The organism is Streptomyces sp. H39-S7 (genome assembly GCF_027158205.1).
Taxonomy (GTDB): domain Bacteria; phylum Actinomycetota; class Actinomycetes; order Streptomycetales; family Streptomycetaceae; genus Actinacidiphila.
In genome coordinates this window covers 108,126-121,449 of record NZ_JAPVLU010000007.1, presented here as the reverse complement: position 1 = coordinate 121,449, position 13,324 = coordinate 108,126, and the positions used below count along the sequence as shown (strand labels likewise).

12 protein-coding genes are annotated in these 13,324 nt (G+C 71.2%); 7 read left to right on the top strand and 5 right to left on the bottom strand.

The genetic code is table 11. From position 1 onward, the window contains the following. Window positions 1-37: 37 nt before the first annotated feature. Window positions 38-1,810, bottom strand: a complete 1,773-nt coding sequence (locus tag O3X23_RS08875) for a cellulase family glycosylhydrolase (RefSeq protein ID WP_269270779.1) — start codon at window positions 1,808-1,810, stop codon at window positions 38-40. Between the two features lie 330 nt (window positions 1,811-2,140). Between O3X23_RS08875 and O3X23_RS08870 the strand changes: the two genes are divergently transcribed. From O3X23_RS08870 to O3X23_RS08855, 4 genes are all read left to right on the top strand, one after another. Then, on the top strand, window positions 2,141-3,382 hold the full coding sequence (locus O3X23_RS08870; RefSeq protein WP_269270678.1) for a glycoside hydrolase family 6 protein: 1,242 nt from the start codon (window positions 2,141-2,143) through the stop codon (window positions 3,380-3,382). A 275-nt stretch (window positions 3,383-3,657) separates the two neighbouring features. After that, the gene (locus O3X23_RS08865; RefSeq protein WP_269270676.1) at window positions 3,658-6,006 is read left to right on the top strand and encodes an AbfB domain-containing protein; all 2,349 of its coding nucleotides are present in this window, start codon (window positions 3,658-3,660) and stop codon (window positions 6,004-6,006) included. Window positions 6,007-6,308: 302 nt separating this feature from the next. Beyond that, window positions 6,309-7,157: an alpha/beta fold hydrolase gene (locus tag O3X23_RS08860; RefSeq protein ID WP_269270674.1), complete on the top strand. Its 849-nt coding sequence runs from the start codon at window positions 6,309-6,311 to the stop codon at window positions 7,155-7,157. Between the two features lie 61 nt (window positions 7,158-7,218). Continuing rightward, on the top strand, window positions 7,219-7,743 hold the full coding sequence (locus O3X23_RS08855) for an SRPBCC family protein (RefSeq protein ID WP_269270673.1): 525 nt from the start codon (window positions 7,219-7,221) through the stop codon (window positions 7,741-7,743). Here the strand turns inward: O3X23_RS08855 and O3X23_RS08850 are convergent. Both O3X23_RS08850 and O3X23_RS08845 read right to left on the bottom strand, forming a co-directional pair. After that, complete coding sequence (locus O3X23_RS08850; protein ID WP_331283891.1) at window positions 7,708-8,232, bottom strand: RNA polymerase sigma factor; 525 nt, start codon at window positions 8,230-8,232, stop codon at window positions 7,708-7,710. The genes O3X23_RS08855 and O3X23_RS08850 overlap by 36 nt on opposite strands. Next, a complete protein-coding gene (locus O3X23_RS08845) occupies window positions 8,229-8,699 on the bottom strand; it encodes an SLATT domain-containing protein (protein WP_269270671.1) in 471 nt (156 codons plus the stop codon). Before O3X23_RS08845 ends, O3X23_RS08850 begins: the two co-directional genes overlap by 4 nt. 165 nt (window positions 8,700-8,864) lie before the next feature. On the opposite strand from O3X23_RS08845, the gene O3X23_RS08840 reads away from it, so the two are divergent. Then, entirely contained in the window at window positions 8,865-9,140 is a 276-nt protein-coding gene (locus tag O3X23_RS08840) for a GlsB/YeaQ/YmgE family stress response membrane protein (RefSeq protein ID WP_269270670.1), read from the top strand. Window positions 9,141-9,184: 44 nt separating this feature from the next. Here the strand turns inward: O3X23_RS08840 and O3X23_RS08835 are convergent, their stop codons facing one another. Continuing rightward, on the bottom strand, window positions 9,185-10,783 hold the full coding sequence (locus O3X23_RS08835) for a Na+/H+ antiporter (protein WP_269270668.1): 1,599 nt from the start codon (window positions 10,781-10,783) through the stop codon (window positions 9,185-9,187). 81 nt (window positions 10,784-10,864) lie between these two features. Here O3X23_RS08835 and O3X23_RS08830 point away from each other — a divergent pair, with 81 nt between their 5' ends. Then, window positions 10,865-11,125 (top strand): UBP-type zinc finger domain-containing protein, encoded by a 261-nt coding sequence (locus tag O3X23_RS08830; protein ID WP_269270666.1) that lies wholly within the window; start codon window positions 10,865-10,867, stop codon window positions 11,123-11,125. A gap of 336 nt (window positions 11,126-11,461) precedes the next feature. Further along, window positions 11,462-12,703, top strand: coding sequence for a serine hydrolase domain-containing protein (locus O3X23_RS08825; protein WP_269270664.1), 1,242 nt, complete (start codon window positions 11,462-11,464; stop codon window positions 12,701-12,703). Window positions 12,704-12,756: 53 nt separating this feature from the next. Here the strand turns inward: O3X23_RS08825 and O3X23_RS08820 are convergent, their stop codons facing one another. Further along, a complete protein-coding gene (locus O3X23_RS08820; protein WP_269270663.1) occupies window positions 12,757-13,314 on the bottom strand; it encodes a PadR family transcriptional regulator in 558 nt (185 codons plus the stop codon). Window positions 13,315-13,324: the final 10 nt, after the last annotated feature.

The following is a 13,324-nucleotide window of genomic DNA, read 5'->3' as shown; positions in this document are numbered from 1 at the left end:
CCTGTGGGGCGGCCGGCTGCCGCCCCACAGCAGCCGGTCAGGACGCGGTGCAGGTCAGCGTGGGCGGCGGGTTGGTGCCGCTCCAGGTGCCCTGGAGGCCGAACGCGGTCGACGCGCCGGCGGCGAGTCGGCCGTTGTACGCGAGGTTGACCGCGCTCACCCCCGTACCGGACTGCTGGACGGTCGCGTTCCAGGCGCTGGACAGGTGCTGCCCGTTGAGCCAGGTCCAGCTGACGGTCCAGCCGTTGGTGGGGGCGGTTCCCGAGTTGGTGACGGTGACGGTGGCGTTGAAGCCCGGGGTCCACTGGCTGTCGACGTGCCAGCCCGCCGTGCATCCCGAACCCCCGCCGCCCCCGCCGGGAGCGGTGGTGGCGGTGACGGCACCGGACGCGGGTGAGGTGTTGCCCGCCGCGTCATGGGCCCTGACGGTGTAGGCGTACGCGGTCGACGGGGTCAGGCCCGTGTCGGTGTAGGAGGTCCCGGTGCCGCTGCCGGCGAGCGTGGCACCGCGGTAGACGTCGTAGCCGGTGACGCCGACGTCGTCGGTGGCGGCGCTCCAGGTCAGCGAAGCGGTGGTGCTCGTGGTCCCGGTGACCGCGACGTTCGTGGGGGCGGTCGGCGCCTGGGTGTCGCCGCCTCCGCCGCCGGAGCCGAACGAGGGCGCCTTGATGCTGCTGAGATAGGCGTCCTTGGCGGTGTTGACGGTGGTCCAGTCGTCATTGAGGATCCCTCCGGTGTCACCGGAGTTGGGGTTCCAGGACCAGAACGTCCACTGGAAGCTGTCGGCGCCGTACTGGGCGGTGGGGCGCAGGTACTGCACGAGCGTCCTGAGCCAGGTCTGGTCCACGGAGGCCTGCAGGGTGGTGCCGAACTCCCCCACCCAGACCGGGGCGGTGTTCTGCTGGAAGAGGTAGCCCCAGTTCTTGGTCCAGATCCCTGCCATGTTGCCGGGGAACGCGGGGTCGGTGAACCAGGGCTGGGAGGCGACGCTGGTCGCGTAGTCGTGTGCGGAGTACACCAGCCGGTTGGCGACGCTCAGCCGGACCGGGTACTGGCCGGCGCCCTGCAGGTTCCCGCCCCACCAGTACGAACTGCCGTTGAAGGTCTGGACGCCCTCGACGAAGACGAGGAGGGACGGGTTGGCCGCCAGTACCGCGTTCCCGCCGCGTTCGGCCGCCAGCCGCCAGTCGGTGGAGGTGTCGCCGCAGCCCCAGCAGGCCGGGTCGTGCGGCTCGTTGTGCAGATCGATGCCGATCATGGCGGGGTTGCCCCGGTAGCGGGTCGCCAGGGCGGTGAGGTTGCTGATCCAGGTCGACTCGGGGACGGCGGCGGTGTACCAGAGGGCCGACTGGGCGCTGGAGTCGGGACGGTGCCGGTCCAGGATGACCTTGAGGCCGATCGTCCCGGCGTAGTTGACGAGCTTGTCCATGATCTGGAGCGACGTCAGGCCCGGGAGATCGGCGTTCATGCCACCGGAGGTGCTGATGCCGGTCGGCACGGTGCCCTTGAAGATGTCGTCGCTGTACGGAAGCCGGATCGTGTTGTAGCCCGTCGACTTCATCTGGTCGATCATGCTCTTGTAGTCGCGTGACCAGAGGCCGTGCGGCACGTAGTTGGCGGTCTCGAACCCGAACCAGTTGATTCCGGCGATCCGGACCGGCTGACCGGCGGCGTCCAGGATCTGCCGTCCGCTGGTGTGCCAGTAGCCCGCACCGGCGGCCGCGGCGGCCGGCTCCGCACGGGTGGGTGAGGCGTTGTCGGCTGCTTGAGCGCCCTGGGATCCGGTGAGCGGGATGAGCAGCGCGGCCATGACCGCGACGGCGGTACCGGCCGTGCGCAGTCTGCGCGAGAGATGGAGCACGTCCCTGTTCCTCTCTGACGGTTCAGCTCGGATGGTGCGACTCTGATCGACTGTGCGTGGGAGCGCTTCCACATTTCTCGGAACATCACCTCTGCAATGCGTGTTCTAGGGCTGGTCAGAAGAAGGGATCTGCGGCACGATTCCTTCAGTTTCCATAGTCAGGATCAACCAGCGAGGCCCGTGCCATAGAAGCGATGCCCGTAGACGGCGTCAAGGTGCCGAGCAGCGTTCATCTCTTGAACGCTTTTTCCGGATTCGAATCGAAGAGAAATGGGCGAGATGAACCGAACACATGTGGGAGCGCTCCCACATACACGCCGCTGGACGACGCTCCTCACGGCGACTGCGGCCGCCGCCGCAACCGTCCTCTGCGTCCTGCCGACCCCTGCCGCGAGTGCCGCCACCACCTCCGGAGCCGAGGCCTCCGACCACTCGCTCCCGGCGACCACCCGCTTCTACACCGACCTCGACAGCAAAGCGGCGCACCAAGCGGTGGCCGACCTCAAGGCGCATGACGTCGCCGGCGCCCTGTCCATGGCCAAGCTGGCCTCCTGGCCGGTGGCGCAGTGGTTCAACGGGACGAGCACCCCCCAGCAGACCACCAGCGACATGGCGGCGTTGCAGGCCAAGGCCGCGCGCCGGCACCAGGTGCCGGTTGCGGTGGCCTACAACGTGCCGGGCCGCGACTGCTCGCAGTACTCGGCGGGCGGCGCGTCGAACTCCGCCGAGTACGCCGCGTGGATCGACGCCCTGGCCCGCGGCATCGGCAACCGCCGCACCGTCGTCGTCCTGGAGCCGGACGGCCTGGCGCTGAGCCCGTCCTTCTGCGGCGGCACCGCCGCCCAGCAGGCGGATCGTATCGCCGAGATCAGCGGCGCCGTGCAGCGGCTGGAGCGGCAGCCCGGCGCGGTCGTCTACCTGGACGCCGGGCACAGCGCCTGGCAGAACGTGGGCACGATGGCCCAGTTGCTGGTCGACGGGGGCATCGGGCAGGCCCAGGGCTTCTTCCTGAACGTCTCCAACTACCAGACCGACGCGGACCTGGTCCGCTACGGCACCCAGGTCGCCCAGTGCACCTGGTACCTGCGCAACGTTCCCGGCGCGGCGGCCGGCGACTGCGCGAACCAGTACTGGCCGCCCGCCGACGCGGACGCCTGGTACGCGAGCCACGTCCCCGCGGGGGCCGCGCTGCCGCACTTCGTGATCGACAGCAGCCGCAACGGGCAGGGTCCGTGGACCCCGACCGCCGAGTACAGCGACCCGCAGACCTGGTGCAACCCTCCGGGACGCGGGCTGGGCACCCGGCCCACCGCCGCCACCGGAGTCCCCCTGCTCGACGCGTATCTGTGGATCAAGGTCCCCGGTGAGTCCGACGGCAGTTGCACGCGCGGCACCGCCGGTCCCACCGATCCCGAGTACGGCATCACCGACCCGGCCGCCGGCGCCTGGTGGCCCGACCAGGCCCACGGACTCGCCGCCCGCGCGCTCCCGGCCCTGACCTGGAACCTCGGCCGGCCGTAGGTCGCATCCCCAGCCGGTACGCGGTGCGGCGCACCTGACCGGGCCGCACCGCGTACCTCCAGCACATCCCGCGCCACCCCGTTCGACCGGACCTCCGCGGTTCGGTGCGAGCGGGATGGCGCTTTGTTTACATCGTTAAATGTCAACCCGCCCAATTGCTGCCGGAGGTCTGGACAGTGACTTGGCGGCGTGCTGTCATTCCGCTGGACAATCGATTTCCAACGTTAGAAGACCTGCGTCACAGCACGGCCCGCCCCCACGAAGGAGCCGCTCTGATGAAACGTTCCCCTGACGCCGGGCACCCGCCCTGGCGGCGCCGCCTCGTCTCCGCGTTCGCGGTGCTCGCGCTCGCCGCCGGCGCGCTGGCCGCCCTCGGCCCCGCGCCGGCCAGCGCCGCCGCCTGGACGCCGAAGCCCTCCCCGATGACCACCCCCTGGACCAACCAGGTCCCGGTCGACAACCCGCTGCCGGAGTACCCCCGCCCCCAGCTCACCCGCCCCGACTGGGCCAATCTCAACGGCATCTGGGACTTCGCCGTCACCGGCCGGGACGCCGGTCAGCCCGCGGCGTTCACCGAGCAGATCCGTGTCCCGTTCGCCGCCGAGTCCGCGCTGTCGGGCATCAAGCGCAAGATCACCGAGAACGACAAGCTCTGGTACAAGCGGACCTTCACCGTGCCGTCGACCTGGAACGGCCGCCGCGTCCAGCTCAACTTCGGCGCCTCCGACTGGCAGACGACGGTGTGGGTCAACGGCCAGCAGGCCGGGTCGGTGCACAAGGGCGGCTACGACGCCTTCGCCTATGACATCACCTCCCTGCTGACCAGCGGTTCCAACACCATCGTGGTCTCGGTCTACGACCCGACCCAGACCGGCGGCGGGGCCGTCGGCAAACAGCGGATCAACGACGTCGCCACGCACCCGGGCGGCGGGATCTTCTACACCGCCGCCTCCGGGATCTGGCAGACCGTCTGGCTGGAGCCCGTGGCCACCGCGCACATCACCCGCGTGGACCTGACCCCGAACCTGGCGAACAACACCCTGCGCGTCACCGTCAGGGGCGACGGCATCAGCGGCCAGGGCGCGCGGGTCACCGTCTCCACCGGAGGCGCCACGGTCGGCACCGCGACCGGATCCGTCGGCACGGAGTTCTCCGTGCCCGTGCCCAACGCGCACCGGTGGAGCCCGGACGACCCGTTCCTGTACGACGTGCGCGCCGACCTCACCAGCGGCACCACCACCGTCGACTCGGCCGGCAGCTACGCCGGCATGCGGTCGATCGCCCTCGCCAAGGTCGACAACGTCATGCGGCCGGTCCTGAACGGGAAGTTCGTCTTCCAGACCGGCACCCTCGACCAGGGGTACTGGCCCGACGGCATCTACACCGCGCCGACCGACGCCGCTCTCCGATCCGATCTGCAGGCGCATAAGGACCTGGGCTTCAACATGGTCCGCAAGCACATCAAGGTCGAGCCGCAGCGCTGGTTCTACTGGGCCGACCGGCTCGGGCTGCTGGTGTGGCAGGACATGCCCGCCATGGACACCGGCAAGTCTCCGGACACCGCGGCCCGCGCGCAGTGGGAGACCGAGTTCCACGCCGTCATCGACCAGCACCGCAGCTCCCCCTCCCTGATCCTGTGGGTGGACCAGAACGAGGGCTGGGGCCAGTACGACCAGGCCCGGATCGCCAATGACGTCAAGGCCTACGACCCGTCCCGCCTCGTCGACAACATGAGCGGCGTCAACTGCTGCGGCTCCGTCGACGGCGGCAACGGGGACGTCGTCGACAACCACAACTACGTCGGACCGGGCAACACCGCCCCCAGCGCGACCCGGGCCGCGGTGCTGGGCGAATACGGCGGGCTCGGCTTCAAGGTGGCGGGCCACGAGTGGTATCCGGGCGGCGGCTTCAGCTACGAGGACCAGCCGAACCTGACTGCCCTCAACAACCGGTTCGTCGGACTGCTCGACGCCCTCCGCCTCAATCAACTGCCCGCCGGACTCTCCGCGTCGGTCTACACCGAGATCACCGACGTCGAGAACGAGGTCAACGGGCTCCTCACCTACGACCGCCAGGTCGTCAAGGTCGACGCGGCCCGGGTGAAGGCCGCCAACCAGGCCCTGATCAACGCCTCCCTCAACCCGCCGCCACCGGTCGTCCTGCCCGTCGGCCAGTACAAGTCCCTGCGGGTCACCACGCCGGGCCACACCAACAAGTACCTGCGCCACGCCAACGCGCTGGCGTACACCGAGGTCGTCGACGGCAACAGCAGCGCGCTGCTCAAGAGCGACGCGACCTGGAAGATCGTCGCCGGTCTCGCCAACAGCGCCTGCTACTCCTTCGAGTCGCGCAACTACCCCGGGGAGTACCTGCGCCACCAGGACTTCCGGGTCCGGCGGGCTGCCGGCGACGGCTCGGCGCTCTTCAAGGCCGACGCCACCTTCTGTGCCGTGCAGGGCAACGGCGGCGTCCGGTTCTCCGCCTCCAACCTCCCCGGTAGCTACATCCGGCACATCAACTCCGAGGTCTGGCTGGCCACTCCGGGCGGCGGCCACACCTGGGACAACCCGGCCACCTTCACCGAGGACACCACCTGGTCCGTGGACCCGCCCTGGGCACCGTGAGCTGATCACGGCCCCGGGAACACCCTGACCGGCGGCTGGAGGGGACTCAGCTCCCTCCTCGCCCCTCCAGCCGCCACCCGGGGCCCCCGGATGTGACGTACCGCATACGCGCATCCGGGCGGCCCGGGGATTGCACCGGCCGCCTCCGCCCTCTCCCCCGGCACAAGGACAAGGGACGAGACACGGAAGGCGGTCCCATGCCGGTCGACAGGACACCCGGAACCCGCACACCACATCAGGCGGCACCGCAGGACCCTGACGAGGGAACGGCGTCACCCCGGCCCTTCCCTCCCGTGCCGGGAGTGCGCCACCACCACGTCACGGTCGGCGGCGTGCGGTTGCACTACGCCGAGGCCGGCGACCCGGACGCACCGCCGGTGCTGCTCGTCCACGGCTTCCCCCAGCACTGGTACACCTGGCGGCACGTACTGCCGGGACTGGCCGGCGAGTACCGGCTGATCTGCCTGGACATGCCCGGCTTCGGCTGGTCGCAGGAGTCGCCCGGCGGCTACGGCACGGAGCGGCGGGCGGCGGACCTCGTCGCGGTGCTGGACGCGCTCGGGCTGGAGCGGGTGCGGCTGCTGGCCCATGACTGGGGCGCCTGGGCGGGCTTCTTCGCCTGCGCCCGGTGGCCCGAACGCTTCAGCCACTTCCTCGCGCTGAGCATGGTCCATCCCTGGCCCACCCGCCGGAACACCCTCCGGCACGCCTGGCGCTTCTGGTACACCGTGCTGCTGGAGTGGCCGCCGCTCGGCCGCCGGGTCCTGCGGCACTGGCCGGCCTTCACCCGCTACCTGCTGCGGCGCGGGGTGGCCGACCGGGCGGCCTGGCGGGCGGGCGAGATCGAGGAGTTCAGCACCGCGGCCCGGCGGCCGCACAGCGCGCGAGCCGGTGAGGGGATCCACCGCGCGTTCGTGGCCCACGACATCGCGGCCCTGCGCCGCAAGGAGTTCCACTCCCTGCGGCTGACCGTCCCGACCGTGATCCTGGCGGGAGAGCGCGACGTCGTCGTCCCGCCCGGTCTCCTGCCGGGCGGTGAGCCCTTCTCCGACGCGCAGACGGTCGAGGTGCTTTCCGGTTGCGGACACTGCCCGCAGCACGAGCGGCCCGAGCGGGTCGTGGCGGCGGCCAGGCGATTGTTCGCGAGCTGAGTTGATGCGACGCTCTCCCGCAGACCGTGCGAAGGGGAGCCGATCCAATGAGCGAGGCCCGATGAGTGACGACGCCGGCTGGCCGCGGGCCGACCTGGATCAGCTGCGGCGTCTGCGGGTGGTCGCGGGGGCCGCGCGGCACGCCCTGTACGTGGAGCACCACTTCGAGGCCGCTCCCGACCAGGTGTGGGAGGTAGCCGCCGACCTCGAGGGCGAACTTCCGCACCTCATCCCCGGGCTGCGCTCGTTCACTCCGGAGGGGATCGGGGACGGGCGGCCCGACGGGGAGCGGTCGTCCTTCCGGGCGGTGAGCGCCGTGGGCCACCGGGAGCGTTTCGAAGTCGTTCTGCGACCGGGCTGGTGCCTGATGCAGAGCCGGCTGCTGGCCGGTGGCATGGCCGCGGTGCCCGAGGGAACGGGCACCCGGTTCGCCTTCTTCAGCGCGTACCGCTTCCCGGGCGGCGCCGCCCTGCAGTGGCTGCGCCGGCCCGGGGCGCGGGCCCGCGGTGCCGCCCTGATGGCGGCCCTGCAGCGGCGGATCGACGCCAGGTCATCTCCCGGCGCCGCCCCAGGCGCGGCGGAATGACGTTCTGGCGCGGAACAGCCGGGATCTGACGGTCCCCAGCGGCACCGCGAGGACCCGTGCCACCTCCTGCTCGTCCAGCCCCTCGACGTGACGGAGCACCAGGACGGCGCGGTGTTCCGGCGACAGCCTCCGCAGCACGTCCCCGATGTCCTGGGCGAGTTCCGGATCGCCCGGCGCCGGCACCTCGGAGAGCTCCGCGGGGACCGTCCGCTGCCGCTGCTCGGCGAGCCGGACCGCCTCGCGGACGGCGATCACGCGTACCCAGCCGAAGAGCGCCGCCGGCTCCCTCACCTGCCGGATGTGGCGGAAGACCGCGATCAGTGCCTCCTGCGCCGCGTCGTCCCCGTCCTGGAGGGCCACCGGGCCGCAGATGCGGCCCACGTACGGGGCGAGGACGGTGAGCAGTTCGTCCATCGCCAGCCGGTCGCCCCGCTGCGCGCCCGCGACCAGCCGGGCCAACGCGGCGGGATCCGAACGGCCGGTGCTCACACGGTTCCCGGGCCCGCGTCCGAACCCGCCCGCGTTCCGCGCCGGTGGACGGCCCAGTTCTGCATCTCCGCCGCGGAGACCGCCTCGATCGCCTCCACCAGCACCCGGCGGGCCTCGGCGTCCCGCTCCTCCTCCGGCAGCAGCCGGTACCGCTCGACGGCCGGGCGCAGCCGCGACCAGGACTCCGCGGCCAGCACGTAGCGCTCGGTGTGGTTGAAGACCTGGCGGAACCCGCCGATGAAGACGGCGACTCCCGCCACGGTCGCGGTGACGGCGGCGGGCGCCTGGATGCCGGCCGCAACCACGGTGGCCGCGCCCGCCAGCAGCGCGCCCAGTTCGGTGGCCCAGTGCCATCTGCGGGCACGGTCGCGGGTGTGGGCGTACCAGTCCAAGTCCCGGAGGGCATAGGCCAGTACCGGGTCGTCGGGGGCCGGGGGCGCGACGGGGGCGGGTCTGCGTAGGAGCACGCGAACATGTTGCCTCGCGCGCGGGGAAGACGGAGCACATCAGGGAAGACCGTGGTCCGCGGTGCCACCCCGGAACCGCTCGCTCCGGGACCGCGTCCCTCTCAGTGCGGGAGGGGCCGCGGGTGGATCTCGCGGAAGCGGTACGTCGAAAGGAAGGCACGCACCATGGGCATTCTCGCCTGGATCGTTCTCGGACTCATCGCCGGGGTCATCGCCAAGGTCCTGCTGCCCGGACGTGACCCCGGCGGCATCATCATCACCACGCTGATCGGCATAGCGGGGGCGTTCGTCGGCGGCTGGCTGTCCGCGCGGCTCCTCGACAAGCCCGTCGGCCACCAGTTCTTCGACCTGGCCACGTGGGGCGCGGCCATCGGCGGTTCGCTGGTGCTGCTGATCATCTACCGGATCTTCTTCGGCGACTCACGCGCCGCCCGGCGCTGATCTCCCGGGGGTGCTGATCTCTTGGGGGTGAAGGGGCGCCGCCGTCAGGCCGACTCCTCGCGGTAGGCGGCGGCCTCCTCCAGGTCCAGTCGGCGCAGCAGCGTCCGGAGCATCTCGTCGTCGATGCGCCGGGCGTCGCGCAGTTCCACGAACACCTCGCGCTCGGCGCCGATCATCTGCCGGGCGAGGCGCCGGTAGGTGCCGTCCGCCGACTCCCCGGTGGTCTCGTTGACGGTGCCCAGCCGTTCCCACACGGCGTTGCGCCGCCGGTCCATCACCGTGCGCAGCCGGTCGGCGAGCGGTTGCGGAAGGTCGTTGCGCCCCTCGGCGAGGAGTTCGGTGAGCAGGCGTTCCGCGGCCGCCGACGCCTCGCTCTGGGCCTGCGCCTCGGCGAGCGTCTCGGCGCGCACGTCACGGGACGGGATCTTCAGCCGGCGGATCAGCGGCGGCAGCGTGAGGCCCTGCACGACGAGGGTCCCGATCACGGTGGTGAACGTCAGGAAGAGCACCAGGTTGCGGGCCGGGAAGGGCTCCCCGTCGTCCAGGGTCAGCGGGATCGAGAACGCGATGGCGAGCGAGACCACGCCGCGCATCCCGGCCCAGCCGACGATGACGGGCCCCGTCCAGTTGGTGTCGGGTTCGCGCTCCCGGATGCGGGACGACAGCACGCGGGGCAGGAAGGTCGCGGGGAAGACCCAGGCGAAGCGGGCGGCCACCACGACGACGAAGACCGCGAAGGCGTACCAGACGGACTCCGCCACCCCGTATGCGCCGAGTCCGCCGAGCACCACGCGCAACTGCAGTCCGATGAGGGCGAAGACCGTCGACTCCAGGATGAAACCGACCATCTTCCACACCGCCGCCTCCTGGAGTCGGGTGGCGAAGTCGACCTGCCAGGAGCGGTGCCCCAGATAGAGGCCGACGACCACGACGGCGAGCACCCCCGAGGCCCCGACCCGCTCGGCCGCGGCATAGGCCACGAACGGGATGAGCAGGGACAGGGTGTTCTGCAGCAGCGGCTCCTTCAGGTGGGTGCGCAGCCAGTGCAGCGGCACCATGAGGATGAGGCCGACGACGACGCCGCCCGCCGCGGCGACGGTGAACTCCTTGATTCCCTCGCCCCAGCTGGCCCCCTCGCCCACGACGGCGGCCAGGGCGACCTTGTACGCGGTGATCGCGGTCGCGTCGTTCACCAGGGACTCGCCCTGGAGGATGGTGGTGATCCGGTTGGGCAGTTTGAGGCGCCGCGCGATGGCGGTGGCGGCGACCGCGTCGGGCGGGGCGATCACCGCGCCCAGGACCAGGGCGACGGTCAGCGACAGGTCGGGCACCACCAGATAGGCGACGTATCCGACCGTGATCGTCGCGAACAGGACATAGCCGACGGATAGCAGTGCGACCGGGCGCGCGTTGGCCCGCAGATCGAGGTAGGAGCTCTCCAGCGCGGCGGTGTGCAGGAGCGGCGGCAGCAGCAGCGGCAGCACGATCTCCGGGTCCAGCGTGTAGTCGGGCATGCCCGGCACGTACGACGCGAACAGCCCGGCGGCGACCAGCAGCAGCGGCGCGGGCACCGGCGTGCGACGGGCCGCGCCCGCGACCGCGGCGCTGCCCGCGATCAACAACAGCAGTGGCATGACATCCATCAGCGTTTGCCTGTTCCCATCTGGTTCTCGTTCCTGGGTCGTGCTCTTCGATTACCGTCGACCCGATCTAACCTGGCAATCATGAGTGAGTGCCCGCATGTTCCCGACCTGCCGCGCCCCGAGCCGGCTCCGCTGAGCGCCACATGTCCGGAATGCCTGGCCGTGGGCAGCCATCCGGTGCAGCTCAGGCTGTGTCTCGTCTGCGGCCACGTCGGCTGCTGCGACTCGTCGCCGTACCGGCATGCCACGGGCCATTTCGAGGAGACCGGGCATCCGGTGATGCGGAGCTTCGAGCCGGGCGAGAGCTGGAGCTGGTGCTTCGTCGACCTGCGCCTGGTCTGATCCCCGTCCGCGCTGAGGACGACCCGCCCCGGGACAGCAGCAGGCCCGGCAGGTTCGCACGGGGGTGGCGGCCTGCCGGGCCTGTGGAACAACGGTAGCGAGACCGCGCACGAAATGACGACGCCTCGCCCGCAACCCGTGCTGCGGATACACGACACGGCGCAGGCACGCCTGAATCGAACGGATCGCCTGCCGAAAGGTCCCCGCCAACCCGTTGGCCGAATAGCGCCGACAGGTTCCGGGCTGTCAACGAATGGAGCCGTCGACGGCGTCCTGGCTCACGTGGCACACAAGCCGCGCACAGCCAGGGATTCCGTATCGATGGAGAGGAACTCCATGTCGAAACTCCACCTCGGCCGGGGCGTACTGGGCCTGACGGCAGCGCTCGCGGTAGGCGCGACCCTCCTGGCCGGGCCCGCGACCGCGGCCGCCCCCTCACCCGCACCCCCCTCGCCCGCACCCCGCGCGGCGCCGGGGCTCCACACCGGTCATGCCGCCACTCAGGCCGCGCTCGACAGCACCGTCGCGGCGGGCGTTCCGGGCATACAGGCCCAGGCGCAGACGGGCGGGGACACCTGGTTCGGTACGGCGGGCACCGCCGATCTCGCGTCCGGCCGTCCGTTCCGCCCCGGTGACCAGTTCCGGATCGGCAGCATCACCAAGACGTTCGTCGCGACGGTGCTGCTGCAGTTGGAGGCCGAGCGGAAGCTCAGCCTGGACGACACGGTCGACCGGCTGCTGCCGGGCGTGGTCCGCGGCAACGGCAACGACGGCCGGCACATCACCCTCCGCCAACTGCTCAACCACACCAGCGGCCTCTTCAACTACACGGAGGACGCGGGGATTCTCGCGAAGATGACCGGTCAGGGGTTCCTCGACCACCGATACGACACCTACCGGCCGGAGCAGCTCGTCGCGGTCGCTCTCACCCACCGGCCGAACTTCACTCCTGGCACGTCCTGGAGCTACTCCAACACCAACTACATCGTCGCCGGCATGGTCGTGGCGAAGGTGACCGGCCATTCCTACGCCCAGGAGATCGAACGGCGGATCCTGCGGCCGGTGGGACTGCGCTCGACCAGCGTGCCCGGTACCTCGCCCACCCTTCCCGGGCGCCACGGCCGCGCCTACTCCCAGCTCTTCGCGCAGACCCCCGGCAAGGTCTACGACGTCACCGGGTTCAACCCGTCGATCGCCGGATCGGCAGGGGAGATGATCTCCACCACCGCCGACCTGAACCGCTTCTACAGCGCCCTCCTGCGCGGCCGGCTGCTCCCGGCACGCCAGCTCGCCGAGATGCTCACCACAGTGCCGACCGGCCCGGACTCCCCCGAGTACGGGTACGGCCTGGCCCTGATGTCCGTGCGGCTACCCTGCGGGGTGACCGTCTGGGGCCACGACGGCGGGATATTCGGCTCCGTGTCGGCCGCCGTCACCACCCGCGACGGCCGGCACAGCCTGTCCTCCAACGCCAACGCGGACTGGGTCGACGGCCCGTCTCCCGTCCCGGCGGAGTACTGCCCGTCCTCGCCCGTCACGGCGCTCCCGACCGCCCCGGCCCGCACCTCGGCCTTCTGACACCACGCCCGGCCCCGGCCCTGGTGTGACCGGGGCCGGGGCCGCGCCCTGCATCAGCCCGGGTGGGCGCCGGCCGCCGCGTCCGGTCCGCGGAACTCCGCCAGGGACTCGGTGAGCCACTCGATCCAGAAGGTCTCCAGCCCGATGCCGGCGCGCAGCACCAGATGGCGCAGCCGGTCCTCGCCGCCGAGGTCCGCGGCGCCGAAGTCGCGCTCCTCGATCGTGAGGTACTCGGCCAATTGCCGCCGGTGGGCGAGCAGATGGCGTTCCAGTTCGGGTTCGAGGCCGTCCCGCCCGACGACCGCCGCCGCGCGCAGGCGCAGCAGCAGGGCGTCGCGGATCGGTTTGGGATCCTGGCCGGCGCCCACCCAGGCGGTCAGCTCCGCGCGGCCCGCGGGCAGCACCTCGTACTCGCGCTTCCGGCCCCGGGACGGCGACTGGGCCAGCGCGTGGATGAGGTCGGCCTGCTCCAGCTTTCCCAGCTCGCGGTAGATCTGCTGGTGGGTGGCGGACCAGAAGAAGCCGATCGAGCGGTCGAACCGGCGCGTCAGCTCCAGCCCAGAGGACGGTTTCTCCAGCAGGGCGGTGAGGATGGCGTGCGGCAGCGACATGGTCCCAACG

Bases quoted from the DNA above. Each gene is read 5' to 3' on its own strand.
- O3X23_RS08870 (WP_269270678.1), top strand. From the start codon at position 2,141: ATGAACCGAACACATGTGGGAGCGCTCCCACATACACGCCGCTGGACG.
- O3X23_RS08820 (WP_269270663.1), bottom strand. From the start codon at position 13,314: ATGTCGCTGCCGCACGCCATCCTCACCGCCCTGCTGGAGAAACCGTCC.
- O3X23_RS08835 (WP_269270668.1), bottom strand. From the start codon at position 10,783: ATGGATGTCATGCCACTGCTGTTGTTGATCGCGGGCAGCGCCGCGGTC.
- O3X23_RS08875 (WP_269270779.1), bottom strand. From the start codon at position 1,810: ATGGCCGCGCTGCTCATCCCGCTCACCGGATCCCAGGGCGCTCAAGCA.
- O3X23_RS08830 (WP_269270666.1), top strand. From the start codon at position 10,865: ATGAGTGAGTGCCCGCATGTTCCCGACCTGCCGCGCCCCGAGCCGGCT.
- O3X23_RS08825 (WP_269270664.1), top strand. From the start codon at position 11,462: ATGTCGAAACTCCACCTCGGCCGGGGCGTACTGGGCCTGACGGCAGCG.
- O3X23_RS08840 (WP_269270670.1), top strand. From the start codon at position 8,865: ATGGGCATTCTCGCCTGGATCGTTCTCGGACTCATCGCCGGGGTCATC.
- O3X23_RS08855 (WP_269270673.1), top strand. From the start codon at position 7,219: ATGAGTGACGACGCCGGCTGGCCGCGGGCCGACCTGGATCAGCTGCGG.
- O3X23_RS08865 (WP_269270676.1), top strand. From the start codon at position 3,658: ATGAAACGTTCCCCTGACGCCGGGCACCCGCCCTGGCGGCGCCGCCTC.